The organism is Micromonospora carbonacea, assembly GCF_014205165.1.
GTDB classification, from domain to species: Bacteria; Actinomycetota; Actinomycetes; order Mycobacteriales; family Micromonosporaceae; genus Micromonospora; species Micromonospora carbonacea.
This window is the reverse complement of record NZ_JACHMZ010000001.1, coordinates 4,049,792-4,076,379: the sequence shown is the minus strand read 5'-3', so window position 1 is coordinate 4,076,379 and position 26,588 is coordinate 4,049,792. Positions and strand designations below refer to the sequence as shown.

Sequence of the window (26,588 nt, the reverse complement as noted above, 5' to 3'; positions counted from 1 at the left end):
AGTGAGAGATCGAGGAACCCCCGTGACCGTGACGGAACACGTCCGCCCCACCGCGGCGCCGGACGACGCCGCCGCCCAGGTGCTCTCCGCCGAGCAGCGGTACGCCGACGAGCTGGCCTTCCTGGCCGCCCACGACGACGGGGCCCGGCCACCGGGCTGGGCGCTGACCCCGCGCGCCGTGGTCACCTTCATCCGGGGCAGCGACGGCGAGGCGCTGTCGCTGCCGGCCGACCGGCGCGGCCGCCCCGGCGGCGTCGACCTGCCGGCCAGCATGACCATCGCGCCGAAGTTCGTCGGCGAACGCAGCCTGGTCGAGCGGTGCGTGGTCACCCTGGCCGGCGAGCGGGGCCTGCTGCTCGTCGGCGAGCCCGGCACCGCCAAGTCGATGCTCTCGGAGCTGCTGGCCGCCGCCATCTGCGGCACCAGCGCGCTGACCGTGCAGGGCACCGCCGGCACCACCGAGGACGCCTTCCGGTACGGCTGGAACTACGCCCTCCTGCTCGCCCAGGGCCCCACCCCGCAGGCCCTGGTCGACTCGCCGGTGCTGACCGCGATGCGCACCGGCCGGGTGGCCCGGATCGAGGAGGTCACCCGCTGCCTGCCCGAGGTGCAGGACGCCCTGGTGTCCATCCTGTCCGACCGGCGGATGAACGTGCCGGAGCTGTCCGGCACCGGGGACGGCCTGATCCGCGCGACGCCCGGGTTCACCGTGATCGCCACCGCCAACCTGCGCGACCGGGGCGTGTCGGAGATGTCCTCGGCCCTCAAGCGCCGGTTCAACTTCGAGACGGTCCACCCGATCGCCGACGCGGGCACCGAGACCGACCTGGTCCGCCGGCAGGCCACCGCCGCCGTGCAGCGCGCCGGTGCCCCGTACACGGTGGACGACGCGGTGCTCGACGCCCTGATCACGGTGTTCCGGGACCTGCGTACCGGCCGGTCGGGCGAGGGCTGGGACGTGGAGCGGCCCGGCACCGTGATGTCCACCGCCGAGGCGGTGCAGGTGGCGGCGTCGCTCGGGCTGGCCGCCGCGTACCTGCCCGGCGGTGACCCGCTCGACCTGGTCCCGGGGCACCTGCTCGGGGTGGTCCGCAAGGACGACGAGAACGACCACGCCCGGCTGCTCGGCTACTGGGACGGCCCGGTCCGCCGCCGCGCCGAGGACGGCTCGGCGATGTGGCGTCGGCTCTGGGACCTGCGGGCGAGCCTGCGGTGACGGCGGCGTCCCGCGAAGCCGCCGGCCCGACCGGCGCACCGGCCGTGATCGACCCGCCGGGCGTCGGCCCGGTGCCGGTCGACCCGCCGGCCGACGACCCGCGCGCGGTCGTCGACGCGCTCGCCGGTTCGGCGCGGCCCTACCTGATCGGGGTGCGGCACCACAGCCCCGCCCTGGCGTCGGTGGTCCCCGCCCTGCTGGACGCCGCCGGGGCCGAGGTGGTCGCCGTCGAGCTGCCGGCGGACTTCCAGCACTGGCTGCCGTACCTGTCCGACCCGGCCGCCCGGGCCCCGCTGGCCGTGGTCGGCACCCACGGCGCGGACGGGCCGCTGGGCTTCTACCCGTTCGCCGACTTCTCGCCGGAGCTGGCGGCGATCCGCTGGGCCCGGCAGCGCGGCGTCGAGGTGATCTGCTGCGACCTGCCGCTGGCCGATCCCGGCTGGACGGCGACGGGGGCGGGCACCGGCGCGGCCCCGACGGCCGACGACGGTGCCGACGCGGACCCGGGCGTGCCCGGCCCCCGCCCGGCGCGCTACGCCGCCGGGCTCGGCGCGAGCGGCACCGGCCGCGACGGCGACGACATGTGGGACCGGGTGGTCGAGGTACGCGCCCCGGGCTGCCCGCCGGAGGCCGTGCGCCGGGCCGCCCTCGGGGTGGGCTGGGCGATGCGTGCCGACAGCGCCGGCGACGAGGGCGTGCCGGCGCGGGACCTGGCCCGCGAGGCGCACATGCGCCGGGTGCTGGCCGACGCGGGCGCGGACGGTCGGCGGGTCGCCGCCGTCGTCGGCGCCTTCCACGCTCCGGCCCTGCTGCTCGCCGCCGCGCCCGACCCCGCCGGTCACGCCGACCCCGCCGGTCACGCCGGCCCGCTGGGCGGGGCGGCCGACCGGCCGGGCGCCGCGCCCGGCGGCGACGCGGTCGCCACCTCGCTGGTGCCCTACGCGTTCGACCTGCTCGACTCCCGGTCGGGCTACCCGGCCGGGATCCGCGACCCACGCTGGCAGCAGGCGGTCCTCGCCGCCGCCGGTGACCCGGACCGGATCCGGGCCGCCGCCGCCCGGGCCGTCACCGACGTGTGCCGCGAGCTGCGCGCCGCCGGGCACACCGCCGGCACCGGCGAGGCCGCCGAGGCGGTCCGGCTGGCCGACGACCTGGCCCGGCTGCGCGGCCTGCCCGCCCCCGGCCGGGGCGAGGTGCTGGAGGCGGTCACCACCGTGCTCGGCCAGGGCGAGCTGCTCGGCCGGGGCCGCGCCCTGGCCCGCGCGCTGGAGACCGTGCTGGTCGGCGCGGACCGGGGCCGGACGGCCCCCGGCACGCCCCGCTCCGGGCTCGGCCCGGCGGTCGAGGCGGCGCTGGCCGCGCTGCGCCTGCCCCACCCCGACAGCCCGAAGGCCCGCGAGGTCCGGCTGGACCCGCTGCGCACCGACCTGGACCGGCGGCGGGAGGTCCTGCTGCACCGCCTGCACGTCTGCGGCGTCGGCTACGGCGAGCCCGTCGCGGTGACCGGCACCGGCGACGGGGCCGCCCTGACCACCCGCTGGCAGCTCGCCTGGACCCCGTCCGTCGCGGCCCGCCTGGACCTGGTCGGCGTGCGCGGGGTCACCGCGGCGCTGGCCGCGACCGGCACGCTGCGGGAGCGGTTCCGCCGCGAGGTCGCCGACGGCGGGCCCACCGCCGCGCAGCTCCTCGCCGGGCTCCGCGACGCCGCCCGCTGCGACCTGCCCGAGCTGGTCGCCGACCGGCTCGACCTGGCCGCCGCCGTGCTGCCCGCCACCGGCACGCTGCCCGAGCTGCTGGCCGCGCTGGACCTGCTGGAGGCGCTGCGCCGGCAGCACCTGCCGGGCACCACCGCCGAGAGCCGGGAGCAGGCGGCCGAGCTGGCCGTCGTGCTGCTGGACGCGGCGGTGCGCGGGCTGCCCGGCCTGGCCGGCAGCGACGCGGCTGACGACGCCGCCGCCCTGGTCGACCTCGCGATCCGGGCCGGACAGGACCGGATCGGCCTGCGCCTGGACGCCGCCCTCGACGACCTGACCCGGTCGGGCTCGGCGCTGATGCAGGGCGCCGCCCTGGCCGCCCGGGTGCTGCTCGACCTGACCGACCTGGCGACCCTCGGCACCCGGGTGGCCGGCTGGATCGACGCGGCCACCGGGCCGGACACCCGCCGGCACCTGCACCGGCTGCTCGGCGGCCTGCTCACCGCCGCGCACCCGCTGCTGCAGTCCGCGCCCGCCGCGCTGGACCCGCTGCTGGACCGGGTCGAACGGCTCACCGATTCCGAGTTCCTGGACCGGCTGCCCGCGCTGCGGGGCGGGTTCGACGCGCTCACCCCGGCGGCCCGGGAGCGGCTGTTGGACACCGTCGCCGAACGGCTGGGCGACCGGCTCGACCTGTCCCTGTCCGCCCCGCCCGAGCTGCTGGCCCGGTGGGCCGCCGCCGACGCGGCCGGTCGGGCCGTGCTGCTCGCCCGCGCCCTGCCGATCCCCGGCCCCGACACCGGGGCCGTCGACGCCCCCGTCGACGGCGGCGACCGGGCGGCGGACGCGCCGGGCGGCGGGCTCGCCCCGACCGACCGGTGGCGGCTGCTGCTCGGCCGCCAACCCGACCGGCTGCCGGCCGACGCCCGCCGCTACGCCCGCGCCCTCGACGAGTTGTACGGGGCGGGGCGCGGCGAGGGCGGCATCGACCTCGGCCCCTCGGCCGGCGGTGGGCAGGAGGCCGCCTTCCCGACGGCCCGCGAGTGGGCCGACGAACTGGAGGCGCTGTTCGGCACGACGGTGCGGGAGGAGGTCATCGCCCGGGCCGCCGAGAGCGGCCGCACCGACGTGCTCAGCGAGCTCGACCCGGCCTCGGTGCGCCCGTCGGTGGAGCTGCTGGCCTCGGTGCTGTCGCTGGCCGGCGGCCTGCCCGAGGCGAAGCTGGCCGCGCTGCGGCCCCTGGTGCGGCGGCTGGTCGAGGAGCTGACCGCGCGGCTGGCCAACCAGGCGCGGCCGGCGTTGACCGGGCTGTCCAGCCCGCGCCCGACCCGCCGCCCCGGCGGGCGGATCAACCTCGCCCGTACGCTGCGGGCGAATCTGGCGCACACCCGGCGGCTCGGCGACGGCCGGACGGTCGTCGTGCCGCAGCGCCCGGTGTTCCACACCCGTACCCGCCGGGAGGCCGACTGGCGGCTGGTGCTGGTGGTCGACGTGTCCGGCTCGATGGAGGCGTCGGTGGTGTGGTCGGCGCTGACCGCCGCCGTGCTGGCCGGGGTGCCCACCCTGTCCACCCACTTCCTCGCCTTCTCCACCGAGGTGGTCGACCTGACCGACCGGGTCGACGACCCGCTGTCGCTGCTGCTGGAGGTGCGCGTCGGCGGCGGCACGCACATCGCCGCCGGGCTGGCCCACGCCCGCTCGCTGGTGACCGTGCCGAGCCGCACCATCGTCGCCGTGGTCAGCGACTTCGAGGAGGGCTACCCGCTGGCGGGGCTGCTCGGCGAGGTCCGCGCCCTGGCGTCGGCCGGCGTGCACCTGCTGGGCTGCGCCGCGCTCAACGACCGGGGGGCGCCCTGCTACTCGGTGCCGGTCGCCGAGCAGCTCGTCGCGGCCGGGATGCCGGTCGCCGCGCTCAGCCCGCTCGAACTCGCCCGCTGGGTGGGCGACCGTGTCCGGGGAGGATCACGTTGACGAACCGTACCCCCACCGCCGTGGCCGCGGACCGGTTGCCGCCGGTGTCGCCGGCGGTCGCCGCCGCGGCGGTGGCGGCGCTGCCGTCGCGGCTGCGCCGCCGGCTGGACGCCACCGTCGAACGGCTGGCCGCGGTGCCCGTGGGCCGGGTCGACGGCGGCGTGTCGGTCGACTGCGGGCCGGAGGCCCTGGTCGTCCTGCGGCCTGGGCCGGACGGCGCGGTCACCGGCCCGGACCAGGCCCGGTGCGCCTGCCTGCTGGCCCCGCGCTGCCTGCACCTCGCGGCGGTCCTGGCCGCCTGCCCGGTGGCCGACCCGGCCAGCCACCCCGATCCGGCGCCCGCCGTGCCGTCCACCCCGGACGGCACCGGCCGCCCCGCCGGGCGGGCCGCCGGGGCCGGGCGGGTGGGCGCGACCGGCCCGGCCGCCACCGCCGGCCCGCCGACGAAGGCGCAGCGGGCCGCCGCCGAGGCCCTGTGGCGGGCCGCCGCCGCGGTGCTCGCCTCCGGGGTCCCGGCCGCCGGCGCGGTCGGCCAGGCCGACCTGTTGCGCGCCGCGCACGGCACCCGCCTGGCGGCCCTGCCGCGCGCCGAGGCGGCCGCGCTGCGCCTGGTGCGCGGCCTGCGCGCGCAGCGGTCCCGGCAGACCGGCCACCGGCTCGCCGACCTGGTCGAGGTGCTGCACGACCTGTTGTACGTGTCCGGTCGGCTCGCCGCCGGCGATCCCGATCCGGCGCTGGTCGGCGTGCTCCGGCGGGCCTACCAGCCGGACGGCACGCTGGAGGTGTACGGCATCTGCCGGGAACCGGTGATCAGCGCGACCGGGTACGCCGGCGTGGTCACCCACCTGGTCGCCGCCGACGGTCGCCGGCTCTCGTTCGCCGACGTGAAGCCGGGCGGCCCGAACCGCGCCAGGGACTGCGCCCACGCGGTCACGGAGATGGGCGCGGCCTCGGTCGACCACGCGGCGCTGGCCCGGGGCGGCCTGCGGATCACCGGCACCACGGTCTCCCCGGACGGCCGGCTCGGCGCCGGCGCGGGGGTCCGGTCCACCCCGGTCGCCGGGGCCGACTGGTCCACCGGGCCGCTGGCGGAGCTGTTCGCCCGGCCGCTGGCGGACGTGGTGTCCGGGCAGCTCGCCGCCGACGACCCGGCCGATCCGGGCCGGGCCGGCACGGCGCTGCTCGGCGCCGACCTGGTGGTGGTCGGCGCGGTAGGCGACCAGGTGCTGGCCCGCGAGCTGGCCCCCGGCGCGGGGCCGGACCGGCCCCCGGTGCCGGACGGTCCGGTGATCCGGCTGGTGCCGGCCGACCCGCACCCCGTGCTGGCGCACGTGGCCAACCTGCGGCGGCTGGCGTCCTGGCCGGGCCTGCGGATCCGGGTGGTCGGCCGGCTGGACCCCGACCGGGCCGGCACGCTGCGCCCGCTCGCGGTCGGCGCGGTGCCGGGTGCCACCGAGACCCTGCGGCTGCCGCCCGAGTGGCGCGGCCGGGCGGACCTGGGCTACGACCAGCTCCAGGGCGCGCACCTGCCGCCCCGCGCGGAGGCCGGCCCGGCGCAACCGGCGTCGGCCGTCGACACGGTCGCGGAGTCCCCGCTGTGGCGGGTGCGTCGGCTGGTGGAGCTGGCCGTCTCCGGTGGCCGCCGGGCGGTGGCCGAGGCGGCCCGCGACGAGGCGGCCTCGCTGACGGCGCCGCTGCGCCGGGCCGGCTTCACCACCGCCGCCGCGGTGGCCTCGGCGCTGGTGGCGGAGTCGGACCGGCGCGGCCGGGACGCGTTCGGCCGGCTCACCGACCCCGACCCGGACCGGTACGCCTGGGCCTGGCTGGCCGCGACCGCCCACCTCGCGGCCACCGAGCGGGAGCTGATCCGGTCCTCCTGGGTGGCCCCGGCGATCTGCTGATCCCCGGGGCGGGCCCGGCCTGACGGCCGCCCCCACGACGCCTGGTGCGGGGCGGCCGTGGGGGCGGCTCCAGCCGCCGCGGGGACGGCGCGCGACGCACTCCGTTTGATCTAATTCGATCTCCGGGGGCGGCGTCGCCGTCCCGGCCCCGCGAGGACCAGGAGAATCGTCATGACCGTCCCGCAGCGTGTCGCCGTCGTGACCGGCGGTTCCCAGGGCATCGGCCGGCAGGTGGCGCGCCGGCTGGCAGCGGACGGCTTCGCGGTGGTGGTCAACTTCGTCACCGGCAAGGTCGAGGCGGAGCAGGTGGTGGCGGCGATCGTCGCCGCCGGCGGCGACGCGGTGGCGGTGCGGGCCGACGTCGCCGACGAGCTGGCGGTGGCGGAGCTGTTCGACGTCGCCGAGCGGACGTACGGCGGGATCGACGTCGTCGTGCACTCGGCCGGGGTGGCGTCGCACGCCTCGGTGGTCGAGTTGGATCTCGCGGAGCTGGACCGGGTGCACCGCGTCAACGTGCGCGGCACCTTCGTGGTCGACCAGCAGGCGGCCCGCCGGATCCGGCCCGGCGGCGCGCTGGTCAACATCTCCAGCACGACGCCCCGGTTGTCGCTGCCCGGCTACGCCGCGTACGCCGCCAGCAAGGCTGCGGTGGACGCGATCACGTTGATCCTGGCCCGGGAGCTCCGCGGGCGTGACGTCACGGTGAACGCGGTCGCGCCGGGCGCCACGGCCACGGCCCTGTTCCTGGCGGGCAAGGACGAACAGGCGATCGCCGCGATGGCGGCCATGTCGCCGATGGGGCGGCTCGGCGAGCCGGCCGACACCGCCGAGGTGGTGGCGTTCCTGGCCGGCCCGGCCCGTTGGATCAACGGCCAGGTGGTGTACGTCAACGGGGGCGCGGCCTGACCGGCGGGGCGCGGCGCGAACCACCCCGGGTCGCGTACCCCATTCCTTCCGACCGGACGGTAGCATTGTGGGGCTGTGCAGGGGATAGGAGGCCACCAATGGCGCGTGCCACGTCCAACCGGCCGGAGTCGACCCGTCGCCGGCAGCGGTGGCCCGACGGCTACGACCCGGAGAACACCCGCAAGTCGTTGATCGCCAGCGCGCTGGAGCTGTTCGAGAAGCGCGGCTTCGACCGCACGTCGGTGCAGGAGATCGCCGACCGGGCCAAGCTCACCAAGGGCGCCTTCTACCACCACTTCGAGAGCAAGGACGACCTGCTGCGCCACATCCAGGAGGAATACCTGGAGGCGCAGCTCGCCGCGATCGCGAAGATCGAGGCCGGCAGCGACGACCCGAAGGTGCGGGTGGCCGAGCTGATCCGGTTCAGCCTCACCAGCGTGGCCGAATACCGGGCGCACGTGACGATCTTCTACCAGGAGCGGCGCAACCTCACCGCCGACCTGTTCGCCGAGGTGACCCGCAAGCGGAGCCTGGTGGAGTCGGCCTTCGCCGGGATGATCGCCGACGGCGTCGCCCGGGGGGCGTTCCGCTCCGACGTCGACCCGCGCATCGCCACGTTCGGGCTGGTCGGGATGTGCGCCTGGGCGTACCAGTGGCTCAACGTCGGCGGCCCGCTCAGCGTCGAGGAGGTGGCGCGCCAGTTCAGCGCGATGGTGCTGGAGGGCCTCCACGCCTGACCGCCGACCGGCCGGGCGTCGGCCGGGCCGGCGGCCGGGGAGGCTGTCGACCGGGCCGGCCCCGACCGGTCGCCGACCGGGTCAGCCGCCGAGGAGCTGGCGGGCCATCACGATGCGCTGCACCTGGTTGGTGCCCTCGTAGATCTGGGTGATCTTGGCGTCGCGCATCATCCGCTCCAGCGGGAAGTCCCGGGTGTAGCCGTAGCCGCCGAGCAGCTGCACCGCGTCGGTGGTGACCCGCATGGCCACGTCGGAGGCGAAGCACTTCGCCGCCGCGCCGAAGTACGTCAGGTCTTCCTCGCCGCGCTCGGACCGGCCGGCGGCGGCGTACGTGAGCTGCCGGGCCGCCTCCAGCGTCATGCCCATGTCGGCCAGCATGAACTGGACGCCCTGGAAGTCGGCGACCGGCCGGCCGAACTGCCGGCGCTGGCGCACGTAGGCCAGCGCGTGGTCGAGCGCGCCCTGCGCGATGCCGAGGGCCTGGGCGGCGATGGTGACCCGGGTGTGGTCCAGCGTCCGCATCGCGGTGGCGAAGCCGGTGCCCGGCGCGCCGATGATCCGGTCGGCGGGGATGCGGCAGTCGTCGAAGTAGACCTCGCGGGTCGGCGACCCCTTGATGCCGAGCTTCCGCTCGGGCGCGCCGAAGCTGATCCCGGGGTCGGAGCGCTCCACCACGAACGCGGAGATGCCCCGGGAGCGGGCGGCCGGGTCGGTGACGGCGAACACCGTGTAGAACTCGCTCAGCCCGGCGTTGGTGATCCACCGCTTGACCCCGTTGAGCACCCAGGTGTCGCCGTCGCGCTCGGCGCGGGTGCGCATGCTCGCGGCGTCGCTGCCGGCCTCGGGCTCGGACAGGCAGTAGGAGAACATGGCCTCGCCCCGGGCCACCGGCGGGAGGTAGCGCTGCCTGAGGTGCTCGTCGGCGGCCAGCAGCAGCGGCATGGTGCCCAGCTTGTTGCCGGCCGGGACGAGGGAGGAGCAGGCGCAGGCGCGGGCGACCTCCTCGATGACGATCGCGGTGGCGAGGGCGTCGGCCCCGGCGCCGCCGTACTCGGCGGGGACGTGCGGGGCGTGGAAGTCGGCGGCGCGCAGCGCCTCGTAGGAGGACTGCGGGAACTGCCCCGTCTCGTCGGCCTCGGCCGCGTGGGGCGCGACCTTCGCGTCGCACACCGCGCGGACGGCCGCCCGCACCGCCGCGTGCTCCTCGGGCAGCTGGTACGCCTCGAACACCACGAACCCCCTCGTCGGACACCTTGTCGGCGCAGAATACCATCCGGTCGGTATGAAGTGCGCCCCTTGAGTTGGCCCGCCGGGCGTGGTAGATACCTTCCAGTCGGTATGTAGGGGGTTTCGAGTGACACGCGCCGTCCGGGCACCGGCATGAGGGCCGCCCACGTCGTCCAGCCCAGCGCCGACCACCCCGTCGACGCCCTGCGCGTCGGCGACCTCGCCGCGCCGCAGCCGCCCCCCGGCTGGGTGGGCGTCAACGTCCGGGCCGGCGCGCTCAACATGCACGACATCTGGACGCTGCGCGGCGTCGCCGGCCGCCCCCACGGCGGGCCGCACGTCATCGGCAGCGACGCCGCCGGGGTGGCCGACGGCCGGGACGTCGTCGTCTACCCGGTGCTGCCCACCGCGCCCGACGGCCGCGCCGTCGCCCACGCGACCCTGCTGCCCGACGCCGGCCACGGCCTCCTCGCCGAACGCGCCGTCGTGCCGGCGGGCCACCTCGTGCCCAAGCCCGCCGCCCTGAGCTGGGCCGAGGCCGCCTGCCTGCCGACGGCCTGGCTGACCGCGTACCGGATGCTGTTCACCAAGGCCACGGTCGGGCCCGGACGGGTCGTGCTCGTGCAGGGCGCGGGCGGCGGCGTCGCGACCGCCGCCGTCGGCCTCGCCGTGGCGGCCGGCGCCACCGTCGTCGTCACCTCCCGCTCCCCGGCCAAGCGCGAGCGGGCGCTCGCCCTCGGCGCCGCCGTCGCCCTGGACGTCGGCGAACGCGTGCCGGAGCTCGCCGACGTCGTCGTCGAGACCGTCGGCCCCGCCACCTTCGCGCACTCGGTGCGCTCGACCCGGGCCGGCGGCGTCATCGTCGTGTGCGGCGGCACGAGCGGCTTCACCGCCCAGCTGGACCTGCCGCGTCTGTTCGCCCGGGAGATCACCGTGCACGGGTCGACCATGGGCACCCTCGACGAGTTCCGGGCCCTGGTCGACTACGTCGACACCCACCGCATCCGGCCCGCCGTCGACAGCGTCGTCGACCTCGCCGACGTCCGTGCCCAGGCCGCCCGGATGCTCGCCGGCGTCGCGTTCGGCAAGCTCTGCGTGAGCCTGGCATGACCGCCGTCGTCGTCACCCGGCGCGGGCCCGCCCTCTGGGCCCGCATCGACCGCCCGGGCGCGGGCAACGCGTGCGACAGCGCGGTGCTCGCCGGCCTCGAACGGTGGCTCGCCGGCGCGGACGATCCCGGCGTACGGGCGCTCGTGCTCACCGGCACCGGCCGCAGCTTCTGCGCCGGCGCCGACCTCACCGAGGCAACCGGCCTGCTCGGCGACCTGCCCGCGCTGCTGGCCTTCCTCGACCGGGGCCGCTCACTCGTGCGCGCGATCCGGGCGGCCCGGGTGCCCACCGTCGCCGCGGTCAACGGGGCGGCCTTCGGCGGCGGGCTCGAACTGCTGCTGGCCTGCGACGTCGCCGTCGCGGCCGGCAGCGCCCGCCTCGGCGACCGGCACCTCGCCGCCGGCCAGGTCCCCGGCTGGGGGGCCAGCGTCCTGCTGCCGCTCGCCGTCGGCCCGGCGCTGGCCCGGCGGCTGCTCGTCACGGGCGAGACGTGGTCGGCCGACGAGGCCGCCCGCCGGGGCCTGGTCAGCGAGGCCGTCGCCGACGCCGACCTCGTGCCGCACGTCGACGCGCTGGTGGCCACCGTCGCGGCCCGCGACGAGACGGCGGTCCGCCGGATGCTGGGCCTGGCCCGGCCCCCCGTCGCCGACGCGGCCTGGGAACGCGAGTGGGCGGCCCTCGCCGCGCACGTCGCGGACCAGGCGGCGGCCCGGCCCGGCCCTCCCGGGCCCTCGGCGTAGTCCACGACCCTGTCCCGCCGCAGCCCTCGACCGACCCGCTGGAACGGAGCGAACCATGCGCACCGCGAAGAAGACGATCGTGCACACCCCGGGCGACCTGCTCGACCTCGTCGGCCAGGACCTCGGGGTCAGCGAGCCCCGGGTGGTGACCCAGGAGCAGGTCGACCGGTTCGCCGACGTCACCGGCGACCACCAGTGGATCCACGTCGACGTCGAACGGGCGCGCTCCGGGCCGTTCGGCACGACGGTCGTGCACGGGTTCCTGACCCTGGCGCTCGTCCCGCTCCTGCTCGCGGACATCCTCGAGGTGCGCACGCACTCGATGGGGGTCAACTACGGCCTGGACCGGGTCCGCTTCGTCCGGCCGCTGCCGCCGGGCGTCGAGATCCAGGGCACGGCGACCCTCGTCTCGGCCCGGCCGATCCCGGCGGCGCAGGACGGCTCGCCCGGCGGCGTGCAGGCCAAGGCGGCGGTGGTCGTGGAGTTCGCCGACCGGTCGCAGCCCTGCTGCGTGGCGGAGATCCTGTTCCGCTACTACGGCTGAGCCCGCGCCCAGGGCCGGGCGTCGGGCCGGCGCGACCCGGCGGGTCGCGCCGGCGCGGGCCCGCCGGTCGGTCGCGCCGGCGCGCTCACTGCGGCGCGGCGTCCGACGGGGCGACGAACCGGCCCCGGTAGAACGACAGCGCCGGCACGCCCGTCGGCTTCAGGTGCACGTGGTCGACGTCCAGCAGGACAATCACGTGGTCGCCGCTGGTGATGACCTCGTCGCGGCGGCCGGCGAGGATCGCCGGCGTGCCGGGCAGCAGCGGGACGGCGTCGGGGCCGGGCACCCAGGACACGCCGTCGAGCCGCTGCGCGCCGGACAGGCCGGAGGTGGCGAACCGCCGGGCGACGTCCTCCTGGTTCTGGCTGAGGATGTGGATCGCGATGCGGTCGGCCGCCATCAGGACCGGGAAGCTCGACGAGTGGCTGGTGACGCAGAACAGCACCTTCGGCGGCCGCAACGAGACCGAGGTGAACGAGTTCACGGTCAGCGCGGCGACCTCGCCCGCGCCGGTCACGGCGGTCACGGCGGTCACGCCGGTGGGGAAGTGCCCGCACACCTGGCGGAACTCGGCGGAGTCGAACAGGGGCTCGGCCATCATCGGGTCACCGCCGGGTCGCAGGAGTCGGGTACGGGGCGGAGCCCGCCTTCGAGCTGGATGAGGCACAGCGTGTGCCCGCCCGGGTCCTTGATCAGGTGCAGGCGTCCGTGCGGGCTGTCGACCGGCCCGACGGTCGGCGTGCCGCCCAGGGCGGCGACCCGGGCCAGCGCGTCGTCGAGGTCGGCGACGGCGAAGTAGGTGATCCACTTCGACGGGATGAGGTTGGGCCACTCGTTGTCCAGTTCGAGGACGCCGGCCACCGGGACGTCGCCGAGCATCAGCAGCGTGTACGGCCGGGCCGTCGGCGCGTCGCCGCGCTGGCGGGTGGTGTAGCCGAACAGGGCCCGGTAGTAGGCCACGGCCCGCGCGGGCTCGCCGGTGTCCAGCTCGTTCCAGCACAGCGCGCCGACCGAGTTGAGGGCCTGGACGCCGGCGCGCGACTCGCCCTGGTAGAGGCCGAAGGTCGCGCCGAAGGGATCGACGACCGCCGCCCCGGTGCCGGCCGCGGGCAGGTAGCGCGGGGGTGTGACCAGCTCCCCGCCGAGCGCGACGGCCTGCCGCGCCGACGCCGCGACGTCGTCGACCGCGAAGTAGGTGAGCCAGCCCCGGGGGCGGCCCCCGTGCAGCGCGGCGGCGTCGGAGATGCCGGCGACGTCGCGCCCGTCGACGCCGCACATGCGGTAGGTGCCGACGCCCAGCCGCTCCGCGCGCACCGTCCAGCCGAGCAGGTCGCCGTAGAAGGCCTCGGCCCGCTCGGGGTCCGGGGTGCACAGCTCCACCCAGACGGCCTCGCCGGGCCGGAACGGCCGGCTCACCCGGACACCGCCCGCGCGGCGAGGCCGGCGACGATCGTGCGCGCCGAGACGTCGTACGCGTGGTCGGGGGCCCCGCTGGCCAGGCTCGACTCGACGACCTCGACCACCGCCCGCACGGTGCCCTGCGGCAGGGCGAGCAGCGAGTCGACGAGGTCGTCCACCTCGCGGTCGAGGTGGGCGTCGGGGACGACCCGGGCGACCAGGCCCCAGGCGTGCAGCTGGGCGGCGGTGGCGGTCGCCGCGCCGGTCAGCAGGTGGTAGGCGTGCGGCCGGGGCAGGGCCCGGGTGATCGTGTGGCCGACCCCGGCGGGCGCGAAGCCGAAGCGGGCCTCCGGCAGCGACAGCCGGGCGTCGGCGGCGGCGACGGGCAGGTGCACGGCGTCGAGCAGGCCCGCGCCGAACCCGACGACCCGGCCCCGGACGGCGGCGACGACGGGCACCGGGAGCCGCCGGATCTGCGCCAGCGCGGCGTCGCTGCCGCGCAGGCGGGCGGCGACCGTCTCGGGGGGCGCGCCGGCCAGCCCGGCGAAGGACGAGGTGTCCCAGCCGCCGCAGAAGTGCCGCCCGGCCATGTCGAGGCGGATCACCACGCAGGTCTCGTCGGCGGCGGCGGCCGTCATGGTGTCGACGAGTTCGCGCAGCGCGGCGTCGTCGACGCAGTTGCCGCGGGCGGCGTTGTCGTAGCGGACGCACGCCACGCGGCCGTCGTGCCCATGGGTGAGGGTGATGGTCACCGCCGCATCATACATACCGGTCGGTATGAATACAACGCCCCTGGCGGGCGGCCCTTTGACACACGAACGTCACGGACGAGATACCCGCTCGACCCGTTGACTTGATACCGGCTGGTCGGTACTTTGTGGCGAACGTCACCGCCGGCTCAGGCCGCGACCTGGCGGGTCCATCGCCTCTGAAGGACGCCCATGATGATCACGAAATTCCTGCGCTCCCGGCGGCCCCTCGCCGCGGCCGCCGCCCTTGCCATCGCGAGCGCCAGCCTCACCGCGTGCGGCGGGTCCGACTCCGATGACGCCCGGTCGTCCGGCTCGGCCACCGTCCGGGCGCTGCTCGCCGCCCAGCCGGCCACCCTCGACCCGATCGTCGGCGCGCGCTCCGCCCAGATCGTCTGGGCGACGATGCTGGAGCCCCTGATCAACACCGACAAGGACCTCGCCCCGACCGACACCGGCCTGGTCACGAGCTGGACGCGCACCGACGCGACGACCTGGACCTTCAAGGTCCGGCCCGACGTCGCCTTCAGCAACGGCGAGAAGGCCGACGCGGCCGCCGTGGCGAACACCATCACGCTCACCCGCGACGCCGCCGCCTCCCAGCTCAAGTCCTACTTCACCAACGTCACCGCGATCGAGGCGCCCGACGCCACCACGGTCGTGGTCAAGACGAAGACCCCGCAGTACAACATCCCCGACCTGCTCACCACGGTCTACCTGGTGCCGCCGAAGTACTACCAGGAGAAGGGGTCGGAGGGCTTCGCCGCCGCCCCCGTCGGCACCGGCCCGTACGTGTGGGGAGGCGCGAACGCCGGCCGCGACATCTCGGTCAAGAAGAACCCCGACTACTGGGGCACGAAGGCCGCCAACGACGGCATCACCTTCACCTGGGCCAACGAGGCCGCGCAGCGCCTCGCGCTGATCCAGAGCAAGAGCGTCGACATCTCCTTCGACCTGCCGCCCGCGCAGGCGAGCGCGGCCAAGAACGCCGGCGTCGACGTGGTCAGCACCGAGACGGCCATGAAGATCATCGCGTTCCTCGACTCGACGAAGGCCCCCTTCGACGACCCGAAGCTGCGCGAGGCCGCCGCCCTGGCCATCGACCGCGACGCGATCGTCAAGGGCATCTTCGACGGCCAGGCCGTCGCCGACGCCGGGCTGCTCAACGTCAAGCCGGGCCAGCAGCCGGCGCGGAGCGTGACCGCCGACGCCGCCCGGGCCAAGGAACTCGTCGGCTCCGCCGCCCCGACCGTGCAGATCAGCTACCCGGCGGCCCAGTACACCAACATCGAGGAGGTCGCCCAGGCCGTCGGCGGCAGCCTCGAACAGTCCGGCTTCAAGGTGACCTACGTCCCGCTCGACTACGGCACGCTCGTCAAGCGGATCATCGGCCGTCAGGTGCCCGGCATCTCCATCTTCGCCGGGGTGCCGAACGTCGCCGTGCCGGACTACTTCGTCAGCGGCTTCATGAAGACGAAGTCGATCACCGGCAACTGTCCCGACCCGAAGATCGACGAGCTCGCCCAGCAGGCGCTGGAGCAGGACGGCGCCGAACAGGCCGCCCCGATCTACGACCAGCTCAACACGATCGGCGTGGTGGACAAGCACTGCTACGTGCCGCTGTACCGGCAGGTGTTCAACTACGCGACCGCCCCCGGCGTCTCCGGCGTGGTGTTCGGCCCCCTGAACACCGTGGACTTCACGAAGACGACCCGCTGACGATGACCGAGGCAGTGCGCAAGGGGGTGTCGGGCGAGGCCGCCCGGCACCCCCGCACCCCGGAGCCGGAGACCCCGGTGCTGGTGGTCGACGACCTCGTCGTCGAGCACCGCGACCGCGGCACCGGCCAGGTCTTCCGCGCCGTCGACCACGTGTCGCTGCGCATCGACGCCGGCCAGAGCGTCGCCGTCGTCGGCGAGTCCGGCTCCGGCAAGACGACGCTCGCGATGGCCGCCACCGCGCTGGGGCCGCGCGGCGGGGGCGACATCCGGCTGCTCGGCCACTCCCTGTCGGAGATCAGCCGTACGCGGCTGCGCCGGCTCCGGCCCGAGGTGCAGGTCGTCTTCCAGGACCCGCACGGCTCCCTCGACCCCCGCCAGTCCGTGCGGTCCGGGCTGCGGGAGCTGCGCGCCCTGCAACCCGAACGCACCTCCTGGATCGGCGACGCCGAGCTGCTCGGCAGCGTCCGGCTCGCCCCCGAGCTGCTCGACCGCTACCCGCACCAGCTCTCCGGCGGCCAGGCCCAGCGGGTCTGCATCGCCCGGGCGCTGCTCATGCGCCCGCGCCTCATCGTCGCCGACGAGCCGACCTCCGGCCTCGACGTCTCCGTCCAGGCCGACGTGCTGGCCCTGCTCCGGCAGATCCGCGCCACCACCGGCGCGGCGCTGCTGATGATCAGCCACGACCTCGCCGTCGTCCGGTCGCTCTGCGACGTCGTGCACGTCATGTACCGCGGCCGGGTCGTCGAGTCGGGGCCCTGCGAGCAGGTCTTCGTCACCCCCGAGAACGACTACACCCGCGAGCTGCTCGCCGCCATGCCCGGAGCGCGCTGGAGGTCCCGCCGATGAAGGCCAGCACCGTCCGCCGGGTCGGCAGCCGGCTCGCGTCCCTGTTCGCGTCGCTGCTGATCGCCCTCAGCCTCGCGTTCCTGCTGGGCCGCCTTTCCGGCGACCCCACCGCGACCATCCTCGGGCCGATGGCGCCGCCGGAGCAGCGCGAGGCGCTGCGCCACGAGCTCGGCCTCGACCTGCCCCTGGTCGTGCAGTATCTCGACTACCTGCGGGGCATCCTCACCGGCGACCTCGGCCAGTCGCTCCAGTTCTACCAGTCCAACACGTCGATGATCGCCGACCGGCTGCCGTACACGCTGCAACTGGTCGCCGCCGGCATGGGCCTCGCCCTGCTCGTCGGCGTGCCCCTCGGCGTCCTCGCCGCGACCCGCGAGGGCACCTGGTGGGACCGGGCCGCCTCCACCGTCGCCCTGCTCGGGCAGTCCGTGCCCGTCTTCTGGTTCGGCATGATGCTCGTGGTGCTGTTCGCCGTGAAGCTCGGCTGGCTGCCCGCCGGGCAGTCGGGCACCCCGAAGCACCTGATCCTGCCCGCCCTCACCATGTCGGTCTACCCGATGGCGCACATCGCCCGGCTCACCCGCGCCTCGATGAGCGAGGCCCTCGCCGAGCCCTACATCGACTCCGCCCGCGCCCGGGGGCTCGGCAACCGCCGGGTCGTGTGGCGGCACGCGTTCGCCAACGCCATGATGCCGATCCTGACGATCGTCGTGCTCCAGACCGGCATCCTGCTCTCGGGCGCGGTCGCCGTCGAGTACGTCTACTCCTGGCCGGGCCTCGGGCAGCTCGCGCTCCAGGCCATCCAGTTCCGCGACTTCCCGCTCGTGCAGGCGATCGTCGTCTTCGGCGCGCTGGTCTTCGTCCTGCTCAACCTGGTCGTCGACGTCCTGCACTCGATCGTCGACCCGAGGGTGAGGTGACCGGCGTGAGCCAACTCGAACTCGACCCGACCGCCGCGGGGGCACCGCCGCGGCGGCCCGGCCGGCGCGCGCGTACCTCCGTGTTCTGGCTGTCCCTGCCGCTGGCCGTCGTCTCCGCCGGGGTGTTCGTGCTGCCGCTGACCGGACTGCTCCCGGCGGCCGGTCAGGACCTGGCCGCGACCCGGCAGCCGCCGGCCTTCCTGTCCGGCGGCACCTGGGCGCATCCCCTGGGCACCGACAAGCTCGGTCAGGACGTGCTCACCCAGTTCGTCACGGCCGGCCGCCTGACGATCGTCATCGGCCTGGTCGGCGCGCTCGTCGCCATCGGTCCCGGCACGCTGCTCGGCGTGCTCGCCGGCTACTTCCGGGGCTGGGTCGACCGGGTCATCTCGGTGCTCATCGACGCCCAGCTCGCCCTGCCGTTCATCCTCGTCGCCCTCGCGATCATCGCGAACCGGGGCAGCTCGCTGCCCGTGCTGTTCCTCGTGCTGGCGCTCACCGGCTGGGCCGTCTGCGCCCGCGTCACCCGCTCGGCGACCATGGCGATCCGGGAGCGGCAGTTCGTGTTCGGCCTGCGCGCGGCCGGCGCGTCGGAACCCCGGATCGTCTTCCGGCACATCCTGCCCAACCTCGCCGGCACGACCGTCGCGCTCGGCACCCTCCAGGTCGGCACGGCCATCCTGGTCGAGAGCGCGCTGAGCTTCCTCGGCCTGGGCGTGGTGCCGCCGATGAACAGCTGGGGCTCGATGCTGGCGTCCGGCCAGGACGAGCTGAGCCAGGCGTGGTGGATCGCGTTCTTCCCCGGGCTCGCCATCACGCTGCTGGTGCTGCTGGTGAACCTGCTCGGCGACGCGCTGCTCACCCACCACGACCCCCGGAAGGCGCGCCGATGAGCGTCCTGCTGAAGGCCGACGGCCTCGCCGTCACCGCCCGGCTCGCCAGCGGCGACCTGCGCCTGCTCGACGACGTCGACCTGGAGATCCGCCGGGGCCAGATCGTCGGCGTCGTCGGGGAGTCCGGCAGCGGCAAGACCACCCTCGCCCGCTGCGTCGTCGGGCTGCTCGACCGCAACGTCCGCGTCGAACGCGGCTCCGTCGCGCTGGCCGGCGACGTGGTGGTGGCCCCCGGCGTCGACCGCACCGACCGGGTGCGCGGCAGCGCCGTCGGCATGGTCTTCCAGGACGCGTCGCGGTCGCTGAACCCGCTGATGCGGGTCCGCGCCCAGCTCGCCGAGGTGCTGCGCCGGCACGTCCGCGACATCACCCGGGCCGAGGTGCGCCGCCGCTCGCTGGAGGTGCTGGAGCAGATGCGCATCGCCGACCCGGCCCGCGTCCTCGACAGCTATCCCCACCAGCTCTCCGGCGGCCTGCGCCAGCGGGTCGCCATCGCACTCGCCGTCGTCACCCGCCCCGCCCTGGTGATCGCCGACGAGTGCACCACCGCCCTCGACGTCACGACGCAGACCAAGGTCGTCGGCCTGTTCCGCACCCTCGTCGACGAGCTCGGCATCGGCCTGCTCTTCGTCACCCACGACCTCATGCTCGCCAGCGACCTCTGCGACCGGATCACCGTGATGAGCGGCGGGCGGGTGGTCGAGGCCGGCGACGCCGAGAGCGTGCTGGACCGGCCGCAGCAGGAGTACACCCGACGGCTCCTGGCCGCCATCCCCTCCTGGACCTGAAGGAGAACCGCCACCCATGCCCGAACAGCCCGGCATCGACGCCTACGCGGCCTACCTCCCGGCGTACGTGCTCGCCGACAACCGACTCGACGCGACGACGCCGCCCCGGCCCGGCGGCCCGGCCCGGGGCGTCGCCGCGTTCGACGAGGACACCGTCACGATGGCCGTCGAGGCGCTGCGCCATGTCGCCGCCGCCACCCCGCCCGGCCGGCAACTGCTGTTCGCCACCACCAACGCCCCGTACGAGGCGAAGACCTCCGCCGGGGTGGCGCACGAGGCCCTCGGCCTCGACCCGGCCACCGCCGCGGTCGACCTGCGCGGGCACCGCAGCGGCGCCACCGCCCTCGACCTCGTCGTCCGGGCCGGCGCGACCGCCGCCCTGGCCGACCTGCGCACCACCCGCCCCGGCGCGCCCGACGAGCTGGCCCAGGGCGACGCCGCCGTCGGCCTCGTCGGCGGCGGCCCGGCCGCCGCCGCGCTCCTGGCCCGCGCCGGGCGCACCGCCGAGGTCCTGGAACGCTGGCGGCTGCCCGGGGAGCGCCACGACCGGGTCTGGGACGAGCGGTTCACCGCCGAGGTCCTCGCCGCCGCCGGCCTCGACGCGGCCCGCCACGCCCTGGCCGAGGCGGCCCTCGACGCCGTCGACACCGTCGTCGTGTCGTCGTCGAACCCGCGCGCGGCGGCGGCGCTGCGCCGGGCGCTGCGCGGCGACGGCCGGGACGCGACGACCGAACGGGCCACCGGCTTCACCGGGGCCGCCCACCCGGGGCTGCTGCTCGCCGCCGCGCTCGACGAGGCCCGCCCCGGCCAGACGATCCTGCTGCTGTCGGCCACCGAGGGCGCCGACGCGTTCGTCTTCCGCGTCGGCGACGGGGTACGCGCGGCGCGCGGCGGCCCGTCCGTGCGCGACCAGCTCGCCGCGCGCCAGCCCCTCGGCTACGGCCGCTACCTGCGCTGGCGCGGGCTGCTCGACGTGCAGGGCCCGGCCCGGCCGGCGGCACCCGCCCCGGCATCGCCGCCGATGCGCCGCCGCGCCGGCTGGAAGTACCGGCTGGAGGGCAGCCGCTGCGACGCCTGCGGCGCGGTCACCACGCCCCCCGGTCGGGCCTGCGCCGCCTGCGGCATCGCCGCGACGCCCGACGCCACCGGGAAGGTCTCGCTGCGCGAGCGCACCGCCCGGGTCGTGTCGGTGACCCGCGACCACCTGACCACCATGCCGGAGCCGGAGGTCGCGGTCGTCGTCGCCGACGTCGACGGCGGCGGCCGGCTCAGCGCGTACGCGACCGACGTCGCGCCCGCCGACGTCACCGTGGGCATGGCGATGACGCCGACCTTCCGGCGGCTGTGGACCACCGACGCGATCCACAACTACTTCTGGAAGCTCCGCCCGACGCCCCAGGACGCCCCGCCCGGAAAGGACACCACCGATGGCCAGTAGGCGCACGGTCAACGACGTCGCGATCGTCGCGATGGGCTGCACCCCGTTCCGCGACCACTGGCACGCGTCGGCCGACGACCTGCTCGTCGACGCCGTGCGGGAGTGCGTCGGGTCGACGCCCGCGCTCACCCTCGACGACGTCGACGCGTTCTGGGTCGGCACGCAGGGCTCGGGCATGTCCGGGCAGACCCTCGCCCGGCCGCTGCGGCTGACCGGCAAGCCCGTCACCCGCGTCGAGAACTACTGCGCCACCGGCTCCGAGGCGTTCCGCAACGCCGCGTACGCCGTCGCGTCCGGCGCGTACGACATGGTCATGGCGACCGGGGTGGAGAAGCTGAAGGACTCCTCCTACTCGGGGCTGTCCGCCGTCTACCCACCCGCCGACGGCACCGACGTCGACTGGACCGCCCCCGCCGGCTTCTCCCTGCTCGTCCCCGCCTACCAGCGGGCGTACGGGGTGGACGCGCGCGGCATGCGCGACGCCCTGACCCGGGTCGCCGTGAAGAACCACGCCAACGGCGCGCGCAACGAGCGCGCCCAGTTCCGCAAGGCGGTGACCGCCGAGACGGTGGAGAACTCGCCGCGGGTGGCCGGCCCGCTGGGCGTCATGGACTGCTCGGGCGTCTCCGACGGGGCCGCCGCCGCGGTCCTCGTGCGCGCCGAGGACGCCCACCGCTACACCGACCGGCCCGTCTACCTGCGGGGGATGGGCTTCGTCGCCGGGTCGGGGGCCGGGCTGGCCACCGACGGCTACGACTTCACCACCTTCCCGGAGGTGGTCGCGGCGGCCCGGCAGGCCTACGAGCAGGCCGGCGTCACGGACCCGGCCACGCAGATCTCCCTGGCCGAGGTGCACGACTGTTTCACACCGACGGAGGTGGTGCTCATGGAGGACCTCGGGTTCTCGGAACGCGGCAAGGCCTGGCGCGACATCCTCGACGGCCGCTACGACCTCGACGGGGCGCTGCCGGTCAACACCGACGGCGGCCTCAAGTCGTTCGGCCACCCGATCGGCGCGACCGGGCTGCGGATGATGTTCGAGTGCTTCACCCAGCTCCGCGGCGAGGCCGGCAGCCGGCAGGTGCCCGACGCCCGGCTGGCGGTCGCGCAGAACCTCGGCGGGCAGCCCGGCTCCTGCGTCGCGTTCGTGGCGGTCCTGGGGAACGAGCGATGAGCGCCCGGGTCACCCTCGACGGCCGGGTCGTCGTCGTCACCGGGGCCGGCAACGGCATCGGCCGGGCCCACGCCCTCAGCCTCGCCGAGCGGGGCGCGTCGGTGGTCGTCAACGACCTCGGCGGCACGGTCGACGGCTCGGGCTCCTCCGGCGCGGCCGAGCAGGTCGTCGCCGAGATCCGCGCGGCCGGCGGCGCCGCCGTCGCCTCGACCGACTCGGTGGCGACCGCCGAGGGCGGCGCGGACCTGGTGCGCCGCGCCGTCGACGCGTACGGCCGCCTCGACGCGGTCATCCACAACGCCGGCATCCTGCGGGACCGGACGCTGGCCAAGATGGGCGACGACGACGTCACCGCCGTGCTCGACGTGCACCTCGCCGGGGCGTTCCACGTGCTGCGCCCCGCCTGGCCGCACCTGGTCGAGCGCGGCTACGGCCGGATCGTGCTGACCAGCTCGTCGTCCGGGCTGTTCGGCAACTTCGGCCAGGCCAACTACGGCGCGGCGAAGGCCGGGCTGATCGGCCTGATGAACGTCCTCGCGCTGGAGGGCGCCCGGCACGGCATCCTGGTCAACGCGATCGCGCCCACGGCGGCGACCCGGATGACCGAGAACCTCCTCGGCGACCTGGCCGACCGGTTCGACCCGCGGCACGTCGCGGCGGTGGCCACGTACCTCGCCTCCGAGCGGTGCCGGATCAACCGGCACATCCTCACCGTCGGCGGCGGCCGGGTCGGCCGGATCTTCCTGGGCGTCACCCCCGGCTGGTACGGCGGGCCCGCGCCGGCCACCCCCGACGACATCGACGGGTCCATCGACGACATCTGCCGGCTCGACGACTTCGTCGTGCCCGACAGCGGCGCCGACGAGGTCACGCTGATCCAGCGGGTCCTGGCCGGCCCGCCCGGACCGGCCGCCTGAGCCGCGCGGACAACCCAGAAAGCGAGTCACCATGCCGGTCAGCGAAGTGCACCACGTGGCCATCACCGTCTCCGACGTCGACCGGGCCGCGGACTTCTACGAGCGGGCCCTCGGCTACCGCAGGACGCTGCGCACCGACGTCGGCGGCCCCGGGATCGAGGTGTCGCTGGGCCTGCCCGCCGGCACCACCGGGAAGGTCCAGTACCTCCAGGGGCCCAGCCGCGTCGGCCAGCTCGAACTCATCGAGTGGAACGGCGTCACCACCCGGACGGCGACCGGCGGCCACCTGGAGCGGGGGCCCTTCCTGCTCAGCTTCGAGGTGCCGCTCGACGAGATCCACGAGCTGCACCGGCGGCTGGTCGAGCTGGGCGCCGACTGCCTGACCGCCCCCAACCGGGTGCTGCTGGAGAACTACGGCCACATCACCGCGTTCGCGGCCCGCGACCTCGACGGCAACCTGCTGGAGTTCGTGTCGCTGCCGTCCCGGGAGGAGATCCTGGCCCGGCGGCGCGACGGCGGCGGCAACTGATGGCCGCCGGCAACGTCACCGAGCACCTGCGCCGGCAGGCGCTGCGCCGCGCCGACCGGGAGGCCCTCGTCGACGCCGACCGCCGCTGGACGTACGCCGCGCTCGACGCCGACGTCGACCGGCACGCCGCGGCGCTGCTGGCCGCCGGCATCACCGCCGACGACCTGGTCGGCGTGCTCGGCCGCAACACCGCCACCTACGTCATCGAGCTGCTCGCGCTCAGCCGCATCGGCGCGATCTCGGTGCCGCTGAACTGGCGGCTGCACGTCACCGAGCAGGCGTACGTCCTCGACCAGGCCGGGGTCACCGGCCTGCTCTACGACGACGACTTCGCCGACGACGCCGACCGGCTGGCGACCGCGGCCGGGCTGCGGACCCTCGTCGCCAACGGCGACCGGGTCGTCGGCGGCGCGCGGCGGCTGGCCGACCTGCTCGCCGGGCAGCCGGCCGGCGTGCGGGTCGCCGACGCCGAGAAGGGCCCCGCCGACGTGCACCGGCTGCTCTACACCTCGGGCACCACGGCCCGGCCCAAGGGGGTCGTGCACACCTACGGCAACCTCGCCGCGAACCACCTCGCGCAGGTCCTCGAACTGGAGCTGACCGCCGCCGACCGGATCCTGGTCTCCGCGCCGCTGTTCCACGTCAGCGGGCTGGAGGCGCCGGGGCTGGCGACGTTCGTGGCGGGCGCGACGATGGTGCTCACGCCGACGTTCAAGGCGGCGGACATCGCCCGCATCGCCGCCGAGGAACGCATCACCGGCATGGTGCTCGCCGCGCAGATCCTCTTCGGCGTGCTGGACCTGCCCGACCCGCCGGACCTCGCCGCGCTGCGCTACCTGCTCTTCGCCGGCGTCGCGCCGGGCGTGCGGCGGGAGGTGAAGCGCCGCCTGCCGCACGTGCGCCTCGTCGACACCTTCGGCATGACCGAGCTGTGCAACGGCGTCTGCTATATGGACGCCGCCCACGAGGAGGCGAAGCTGGGCGCGCTCGGCGCGCCGTTCCCCGGCGTGCACATCCGGATCGTCGACGAGCACTTCCGGCCCGTCGCCCCCGGCGTGGCGGGGGAGATCGTCGTGCGCGGCGAGAAGGTCTCGCCCGGCTACTGGAACGACGACGAGGCCAACCGGCGGACCCGCCGCGACGGCTGGTTCCTCACCGGCGACGTCGGGCGGATCGACGCCGACGGCTACCTGTGGTTCGTCGACCGCCGCGCCGACCTGATCAAGTCCGGCGGGGAGAACATCGCCAGCGCCGAGATCGAACGGGTCCTCGCCCGGCACCCCGACGTCGCCGAGGTCGCCGTCGTGGGCGTGCCGGACCCGCAGTGGGACGAGGTGCCGAAGGCGTTCGTCGTCCTGCGCGACGGCGCGGCCACCGCCGCCGAGGAGCTGCGCGGGCACTGCCGGGCCGAACTGGCCCGGTACAAGGTCCCCAAGTACGTCGAGGTCGTCGCCGCGCTGCCGCGCAACGACTCCGGCAAGGTCCTCAAGACGCTGCTGCGCCAGGGCGGCACCGGGACGCCGCCATCGGAGCACAACTCCCCGCGCCCGGCGGTGGCCGGGTGAGCACCGCGAACATCGCCGCGATGCTGGCCGGCAACGCCCGGCGCTTCGCCGACGCCGACGCGCTCGTCCTCGAGGGCCGCCGGTGGACCCACCGGCAGCTCGACGCCGACGTCAACGCCCTGGCCGCGGGCCTGTCGGCCGAGGGGGTACGCCGGGACAGCCGGGTGGCGATCGTGGCGAACAACGTGCCGGAGTTCCTCCTCCTGTCCCTGGCGCTGGCGAAGCTCGGCGCGGTCTTCGTGCCGCTGAACTACCGACTGACGGCGGGGGAGCTGGCCCGGCTGCTCGCGCACGCGCGGGTCCAGGCGGTCGCGACCGTCCCGGAGTTCGCGGCGTTGACGGAGGCCGCCCTGACCGATGCCGCCCTGGCCGGGGCCGCGCCGGCCGACGCCGCGCCGGCCGCCGGCGGTTCCGGCCCGGCGGGCGTGCGCCGGTTCGCCCTCGAACCGATCGGCGACGGCTGGCTCGACCTGCGGGCGCTGATCGACGCCCACCGGGGGGCCCGGGTCGCCGACGCCGACCTCGACGACGCCGCCCTGCAACGGATCGTCTACACCTCCGGCACGACCAGCCTGCCCAAGGGCGTCCTGCTCACCCACGGCAACGTGAACATGAACATGCACGCCCAGATCGTGGAGCTGGGGCTGCGCCCCGGCGACCGGATCCTCAACTTCGCGCCGCTCTACCACGTCGGCGGCACCGACCTGCCCGGCTACGGCATCTGGCACGTCGGCGGCGCGATGGTGCTGCTGCGGCGCTTCGAGCCGGCGGCCGTGCTGCGGGCGATCGAGGCGGAACGGATCACCGGCATGGTGATGGCGGCGACGATGCTCGACATGTTGCGCCGCGCGACGGGCGTCGCGGCCGACCTGTCGTCGGTGCGCTGGGTGATCTACTCGCAGGTGACGTCGGCGCTGTTCGCCGTGGCGCGGGGACTGTTCCCCCACGCGCGCCTGATCGAGGGCTACGGCCTCACCGAGACGTGCAGCGGGCTGACCTACCTCGACGCCGCGCACCAGGAGTCCAAGCAGGGTTCGGTGGGCCTGCCGGTGCCGTGGGTCCAGGTGCGGGTGGTGGACCCGGACGGCCGCGACGTGCCGGTTGGCGAGAGCGGCGAGGTGGTCGCGCGGGGGCCGAAGGTGAGCCCCGGCTACCTCGACGACCCGGAGGCGACGCGGGCGGCGTTCCGCGCCGGCTGGTTCCACACCGGCGACATCGGCTGCCTCGACGCCGACGGCTACCTCTACATCCGCGACCGGCTCAAGGACATGATCCGCAGCGGCGGGGAGAACATCGCCAGCGCCGAGATCGAGAACGTGCTCGCCGGGCACCCGCTCGTGCTCGCCGCGTCGGTGGTGGGCGCGCCGCACCCGGTGTGGGTGGAGGTGCCGGTGGCGTTCGTCGTTGGCCGGCCGGGGCTTCGGGCTGGGGACCTGATCGCGTACGCCCGGCAGCGGCTCGGCCGGTTCAAGGTGCCGAAGGAGGTCTTCCTGGTGCCGGAGCTGCCGACGAACCCGTCGGGGAAGGTGCTCAAGCGGACCCTGCGCGAGCTGCGCGCCGAGCTGCGGCCGGACTGGGCGTACGCCGAGCCCGGGCGCGGCTGA

23 protein-coding genes are annotated in these 26,588 nt (G+C 75.8%); 19 read left to right on the top strand and 4 right to left on the bottom strand.

What is annotated here, in order from left to right:
* Positions 1-22 precede the first annotated feature (22 nt).
* The 5 genes from HDA31_RS17350 to HDA31_RS17330 all read left to right on the top strand — a co-directional run bounded on the left by HDA31_RS17350 (position 23) and on the right by HDA31_RS17330 (position 8,425).
* A complete protein-coding gene (locus tag HDA31_RS17350) occupies positions 23-1,216 on the top strand; it encodes an ATP-binding protein (protein ID WP_178064390.1) in 1,194 nt (397 codons plus the stop codon).
* Entirely contained in the window at positions 1,213-4,881 is a 3,669-nt protein-coding gene (locus HDA31_RS17345) for a DUF5682 family protein (RefSeq protein ID WP_246384577.1), read from the top strand. Before HDA31_RS17350 ends, HDA31_RS17345 begins: the two co-directional genes overlap by 4 nt.
* Complete coding sequence (locus HDA31_RS17340; RefSeq protein ID WP_219825038.1) at positions 4,878-6,782, top strand: hypothetical protein; 1,905 nt, start codon at positions 4,878-4,880, stop codon at positions 6,780-6,782. Before HDA31_RS17345 ends, HDA31_RS17340 begins: the two co-directional genes overlap by 4 nt.
* Before the next feature lie 171 nt (positions 6,783-6,953).
* The gene (locus HDA31_RS17335; RefSeq protein WP_178064391.1) at positions 6,954-7,688 is read left to right on the top strand and encodes an SDR family oxidoreductase; all 735 of its coding nucleotides are present in this window, start codon (positions 6,954-6,956) and stop codon (positions 7,686-7,688) included.
* Between the two features lie 98 nt (positions 7,689-7,786).
* On the top strand, positions 7,787-8,425 hold the full coding sequence (locus HDA31_RS17330) for a TetR/AcrR family transcriptional regulator (protein ID WP_074478869.1): 639 nt from the start codon (positions 7,787-7,789) through the stop codon (positions 8,423-8,425).
* Between the two features lie 81 nt (positions 8,426-8,506).
* On the opposite strand, the gene HDA31_RS17325 is transcribed toward HDA31_RS17330, so the two are convergent.
* Positions 8,507-9,655, bottom strand: coding sequence for an acyl-CoA dehydrogenase family protein (locus tag HDA31_RS17325; RefSeq protein WP_178067309.1), 1,149 nt, complete (start codon positions 9,653-9,655; stop codon positions 8,507-8,509).
* 150 nt (positions 9,656-9,805) lie between these two features.
* On the opposite strand from HDA31_RS17325, the gene HDA31_RS17320 reads away from it, so the two are divergent.
* The 3 genes from HDA31_RS17320 to HDA31_RS17310 are packed head-to-tail and all read left to right on the top strand — an operon-like array spanning position 9,806 to position 12,046.
* Complete coding sequence (locus HDA31_RS17320; RefSeq protein WP_178064392.1) at positions 9,806-10,762, top strand: zinc-binding dehydrogenase; 957 nt, start codon at positions 9,806-9,808, stop codon at positions 10,760-10,762.
* The gene (locus HDA31_RS17315; RefSeq protein WP_178064393.1) at positions 10,759-11,502 is read left to right on the top strand and encodes an enoyl-CoA hydratase/isomerase family protein; all 744 of its coding nucleotides are present in this window, start codon (positions 10,759-10,761) and stop codon (positions 11,500-11,502) included. Before HDA31_RS17320 ends, HDA31_RS17315 begins: the two co-directional genes overlap by 4 nt.
* A 55-nt stretch (positions 11,503-11,557) precedes the next feature.
* On the top strand, positions 11,558-12,046 hold the full coding sequence (locus tag HDA31_RS17310; RefSeq protein WP_178064394.1) for a MaoC family dehydratase: 489 nt from the start codon (positions 11,558-11,560) through the stop codon (positions 12,044-12,046).
* An 85-nt stretch (positions 12,047-12,131) separates the two neighbouring features.
* Here HDA31_RS17310 and HDA31_RS17305 read toward each other — a convergent pair whose 3' ends face one another.
* From HDA31_RS17305 to HDA31_RS17295, 3 genes are read right to left on the bottom strand one after another with little or no spacing between them, the layout of a single operon-like run.
* Positions 12,132-12,647 (bottom strand): flavin reductase family protein, encoded by a 516-nt coding sequence (locus tag HDA31_RS17305; protein ID WP_178064395.1) that lies wholly within the window; start codon positions 12,645-12,647, stop codon positions 12,132-12,134.
* Positions 12,644-13,462, bottom strand: a complete 819-nt coding sequence (locus HDA31_RS17300) for a VOC family protein (protein ID WP_074478878.1) — start codon at positions 13,460-13,462, stop codon at positions 12,644-12,646. The genes HDA31_RS17305 and HDA31_RS17300 overlap by 4 nt, the downstream gene beginning before the upstream one ends.
* A complete protein-coding gene (locus HDA31_RS17295) occupies positions 13,459-14,196 on the bottom strand; it encodes an enoyl-CoA hydratase/isomerase family protein (protein WP_178064396.1) in 738 nt (245 codons plus the stop codon). The genes HDA31_RS17300 and HDA31_RS17295 overlap by 4 nt, the downstream gene beginning before the upstream one ends.
* Positions 14,197-14,385: 189 nt before the next feature.
* Between HDA31_RS17295 and HDA31_RS17290 the strand changes: the two genes are divergently transcribed.
* Genes HDA31_RS17290 through HDA31_RS17240 form a run of 11 tightly spaced genes read left to right on the top strand, consistent with a single transcriptional unit; the run spans position 14,386 to position 26,588 of the window.
* Positions 14,386-15,912: an ABC transporter substrate-binding protein gene (locus HDA31_RS17290; RefSeq protein ID WP_178064397.1), complete on the top strand. Its 1,527-nt coding sequence runs from the start codon at positions 14,386-14,388 to the stop codon at positions 15,910-15,912.
* A 2-nt stretch (positions 15,913-15,914) separates the two neighbouring features.
* Entirely contained in the window at positions 15,915-16,760 is an 846-nt protein-coding gene (locus tag HDA31_RS17285; protein WP_074478881.1) for an ABC transporter ATP-binding protein, read from the top strand.
* Entirely contained in the window at positions 16,757-17,680 is a 924-nt protein-coding gene (locus tag HDA31_RS17280) for an ABC transporter permease (RefSeq protein ID WP_074478882.1), read from the top strand. The genes HDA31_RS17285 and HDA31_RS17280 overlap by 4 nt, the downstream gene beginning before the upstream one ends.
* Before the next feature lie 5 nt (positions 17,681-17,685).
* Positions 17,686-18,573 carry an ABC transporter permease gene (locus tag HDA31_RS33045; RefSeq protein WP_178064398.1) on the top strand — a complete coding sequence of 296 codons (888 nt, stop codon included), beginning with the start codon at positions 17,686-17,688 and terminating at the stop codon, positions 18,571-18,573.
* On the top strand, positions 18,570-19,361 hold the full coding sequence (locus HDA31_RS17270; RefSeq protein ID WP_178064399.1) for an ABC transporter ATP-binding protein: 792 nt from the start codon (positions 18,570-18,572) through the stop codon (positions 19,359-19,361). The genes HDA31_RS33045 and HDA31_RS17270 overlap by 4 nt, the downstream gene beginning before the upstream one ends.
* Positions 19,362-19,377: 16 nt before the next feature.
* Complete coding sequence (locus HDA31_RS17265) at positions 19,378-20,799, top strand: zinc ribbon domain-containing protein (RefSeq protein ID WP_178064400.1); 1,422 nt, start codon at positions 19,378-19,380, stop codon at positions 20,797-20,799.
* On the top strand, positions 20,789-21,973 hold the full coding sequence (locus HDA31_RS17260) for an acetyl-CoA acetyltransferase (protein ID WP_178064401.1): 1,185 nt from the start codon (positions 20,789-20,791) through the stop codon (positions 21,971-21,973). The genes HDA31_RS17265 and HDA31_RS17260 overlap by 11 nt, the downstream gene beginning before the upstream one ends.
* Entirely contained in the window at positions 21,970-22,890 is a 921-nt protein-coding gene (locus HDA31_RS17255) for an SDR family NAD(P)-dependent oxidoreductase (protein ID WP_178064402.1), read from the top strand. The genes HDA31_RS17260 and HDA31_RS17255 overlap by 4 nt, the downstream gene beginning before the upstream one ends.
* Positions 22,891-22,921: 31 nt before the next feature.
* Positions 22,922-23,419, top strand: coding sequence for a VOC family protein (locus tag HDA31_RS17250; RefSeq protein ID WP_178064403.1), 498 nt, complete (start codon positions 22,922-22,924; stop codon positions 23,417-23,419).
* Entirely contained in the window at positions 23,419-24,984 is a 1,566-nt protein-coding gene (locus HDA31_RS17245) for a class I adenylate-forming enzyme family protein (protein WP_178064404.1), read from the top strand. The genes HDA31_RS17250 and HDA31_RS17245 overlap by 1 nt, the downstream gene beginning before the upstream one ends.
* On the top strand, positions 24,981-26,588 hold the full coding sequence (locus tag HDA31_RS17240) for a class I adenylate-forming enzyme family protein (protein ID WP_219825039.1): 1,608 nt from the start codon (positions 24,981-24,983) through the stop codon (positions 26,586-26,588). Before HDA31_RS17245 ends, HDA31_RS17240 begins: the two co-directional genes overlap by 4 nt.

Bases quoted from the DNA above. Each gene is read 5' to 3' on its own strand.
- HDA31_RS17335 (WP_178064391.1), top strand. From the start codon at position 6,954: ATGACCGTCCCGCAGCGTGTCGCCGTCGTGACCGGCGGTTCCCAGGGC.
- HDA31_RS17330 (WP_074478869.1), top strand. From the start codon at position 7,787: ATGGCGCGTGCCACGTCCAACCGGCCGGAGTCGACCCGTCGCCGGCAG.
- HDA31_RS17320 (WP_178064392.1), top strand. From the start codon at position 9,806: ATGAGGGCCGCCCACGTCGTCCAGCCCAGCGCCGACCACCCCGTCGAC.
- HDA31_RS17315 (WP_178064393.1), top strand. From the start codon at position 10,759: ATGACCGCCGTCGTCGTCACCCGGCGCGGGCCCGCCCTCTGGGCCCGC.
- HDA31_RS17310 (WP_178064394.1), top strand. From the start codon at position 11,558: ATGCGCACCGCGAAGAAGACGATCGTGCACACCCCGGGCGACCTGCTC.
- HDA31_RS17305 (WP_178064395.1), bottom strand. From the start codon at position 12,647: ATGATGGCCGAGCCCCTGTTCGACTCCGCCGAGTTCCGCCAGGTGTGC.
- HDA31_RS17290 (WP_178064397.1), top strand. From the start codon at position 14,386: ATGATGATCACGAAATTCCTGCGCTCCCGGCGGCCCCTCGCCGCGGCC.
- HDA31_RS17285 (WP_074478881.1), top strand. From the start codon at position 15,915: ATGACCGAGGCAGTGCGCAAGGGGGTGTCGGGCGAGGCCGCCCGGCAC.
- HDA31_RS17280 (WP_074478882.1), top strand. From the start codon at position 16,757: ATGAAGGCCAGCACCGTCCGCCGGGTCGGCAGCCGGCTCGCGTCCCTG.
- HDA31_RS17270 (WP_178064399.1), top strand. From the start codon at position 18,570: ATGAGCGTCCTGCTGAAGGCCGACGGCCTCGCCGTCACCGCCCGGCTC.
- HDA31_RS17265 (WP_178064400.1), top strand. From the start codon at position 19,378: ATGCCCGAACAGCCCGGCATCGACGCCTACGCGGCCTACCTCCCGGCG.
- HDA31_RS17260 (WP_178064401.1), top strand. From the start codon at position 20,789: ATGGCCAGTAGGCGCACGGTCAACGACGTCGCGATCGTCGCGATGGGC.
- HDA31_RS17255 (WP_178064402.1), top strand. From the start codon at position 21,970: ATGAGCGCCCGGGTCACCCTCGACGGCCGGGTCGTCGTCGTCACCGGG.
- HDA31_RS17250 (WP_178064403.1), top strand. From the start codon at position 22,922: ATGCCGGTCAGCGAAGTGCACCACGTGGCCATCACCGTCTCCGACGTC.
- HDA31_RS17245 (WP_178064404.1), top strand. From the start codon at position 23,419: ATGGCCGCCGGCAACGTCACCGAGCACCTGCGCCGGCAGGCGCTGCGC.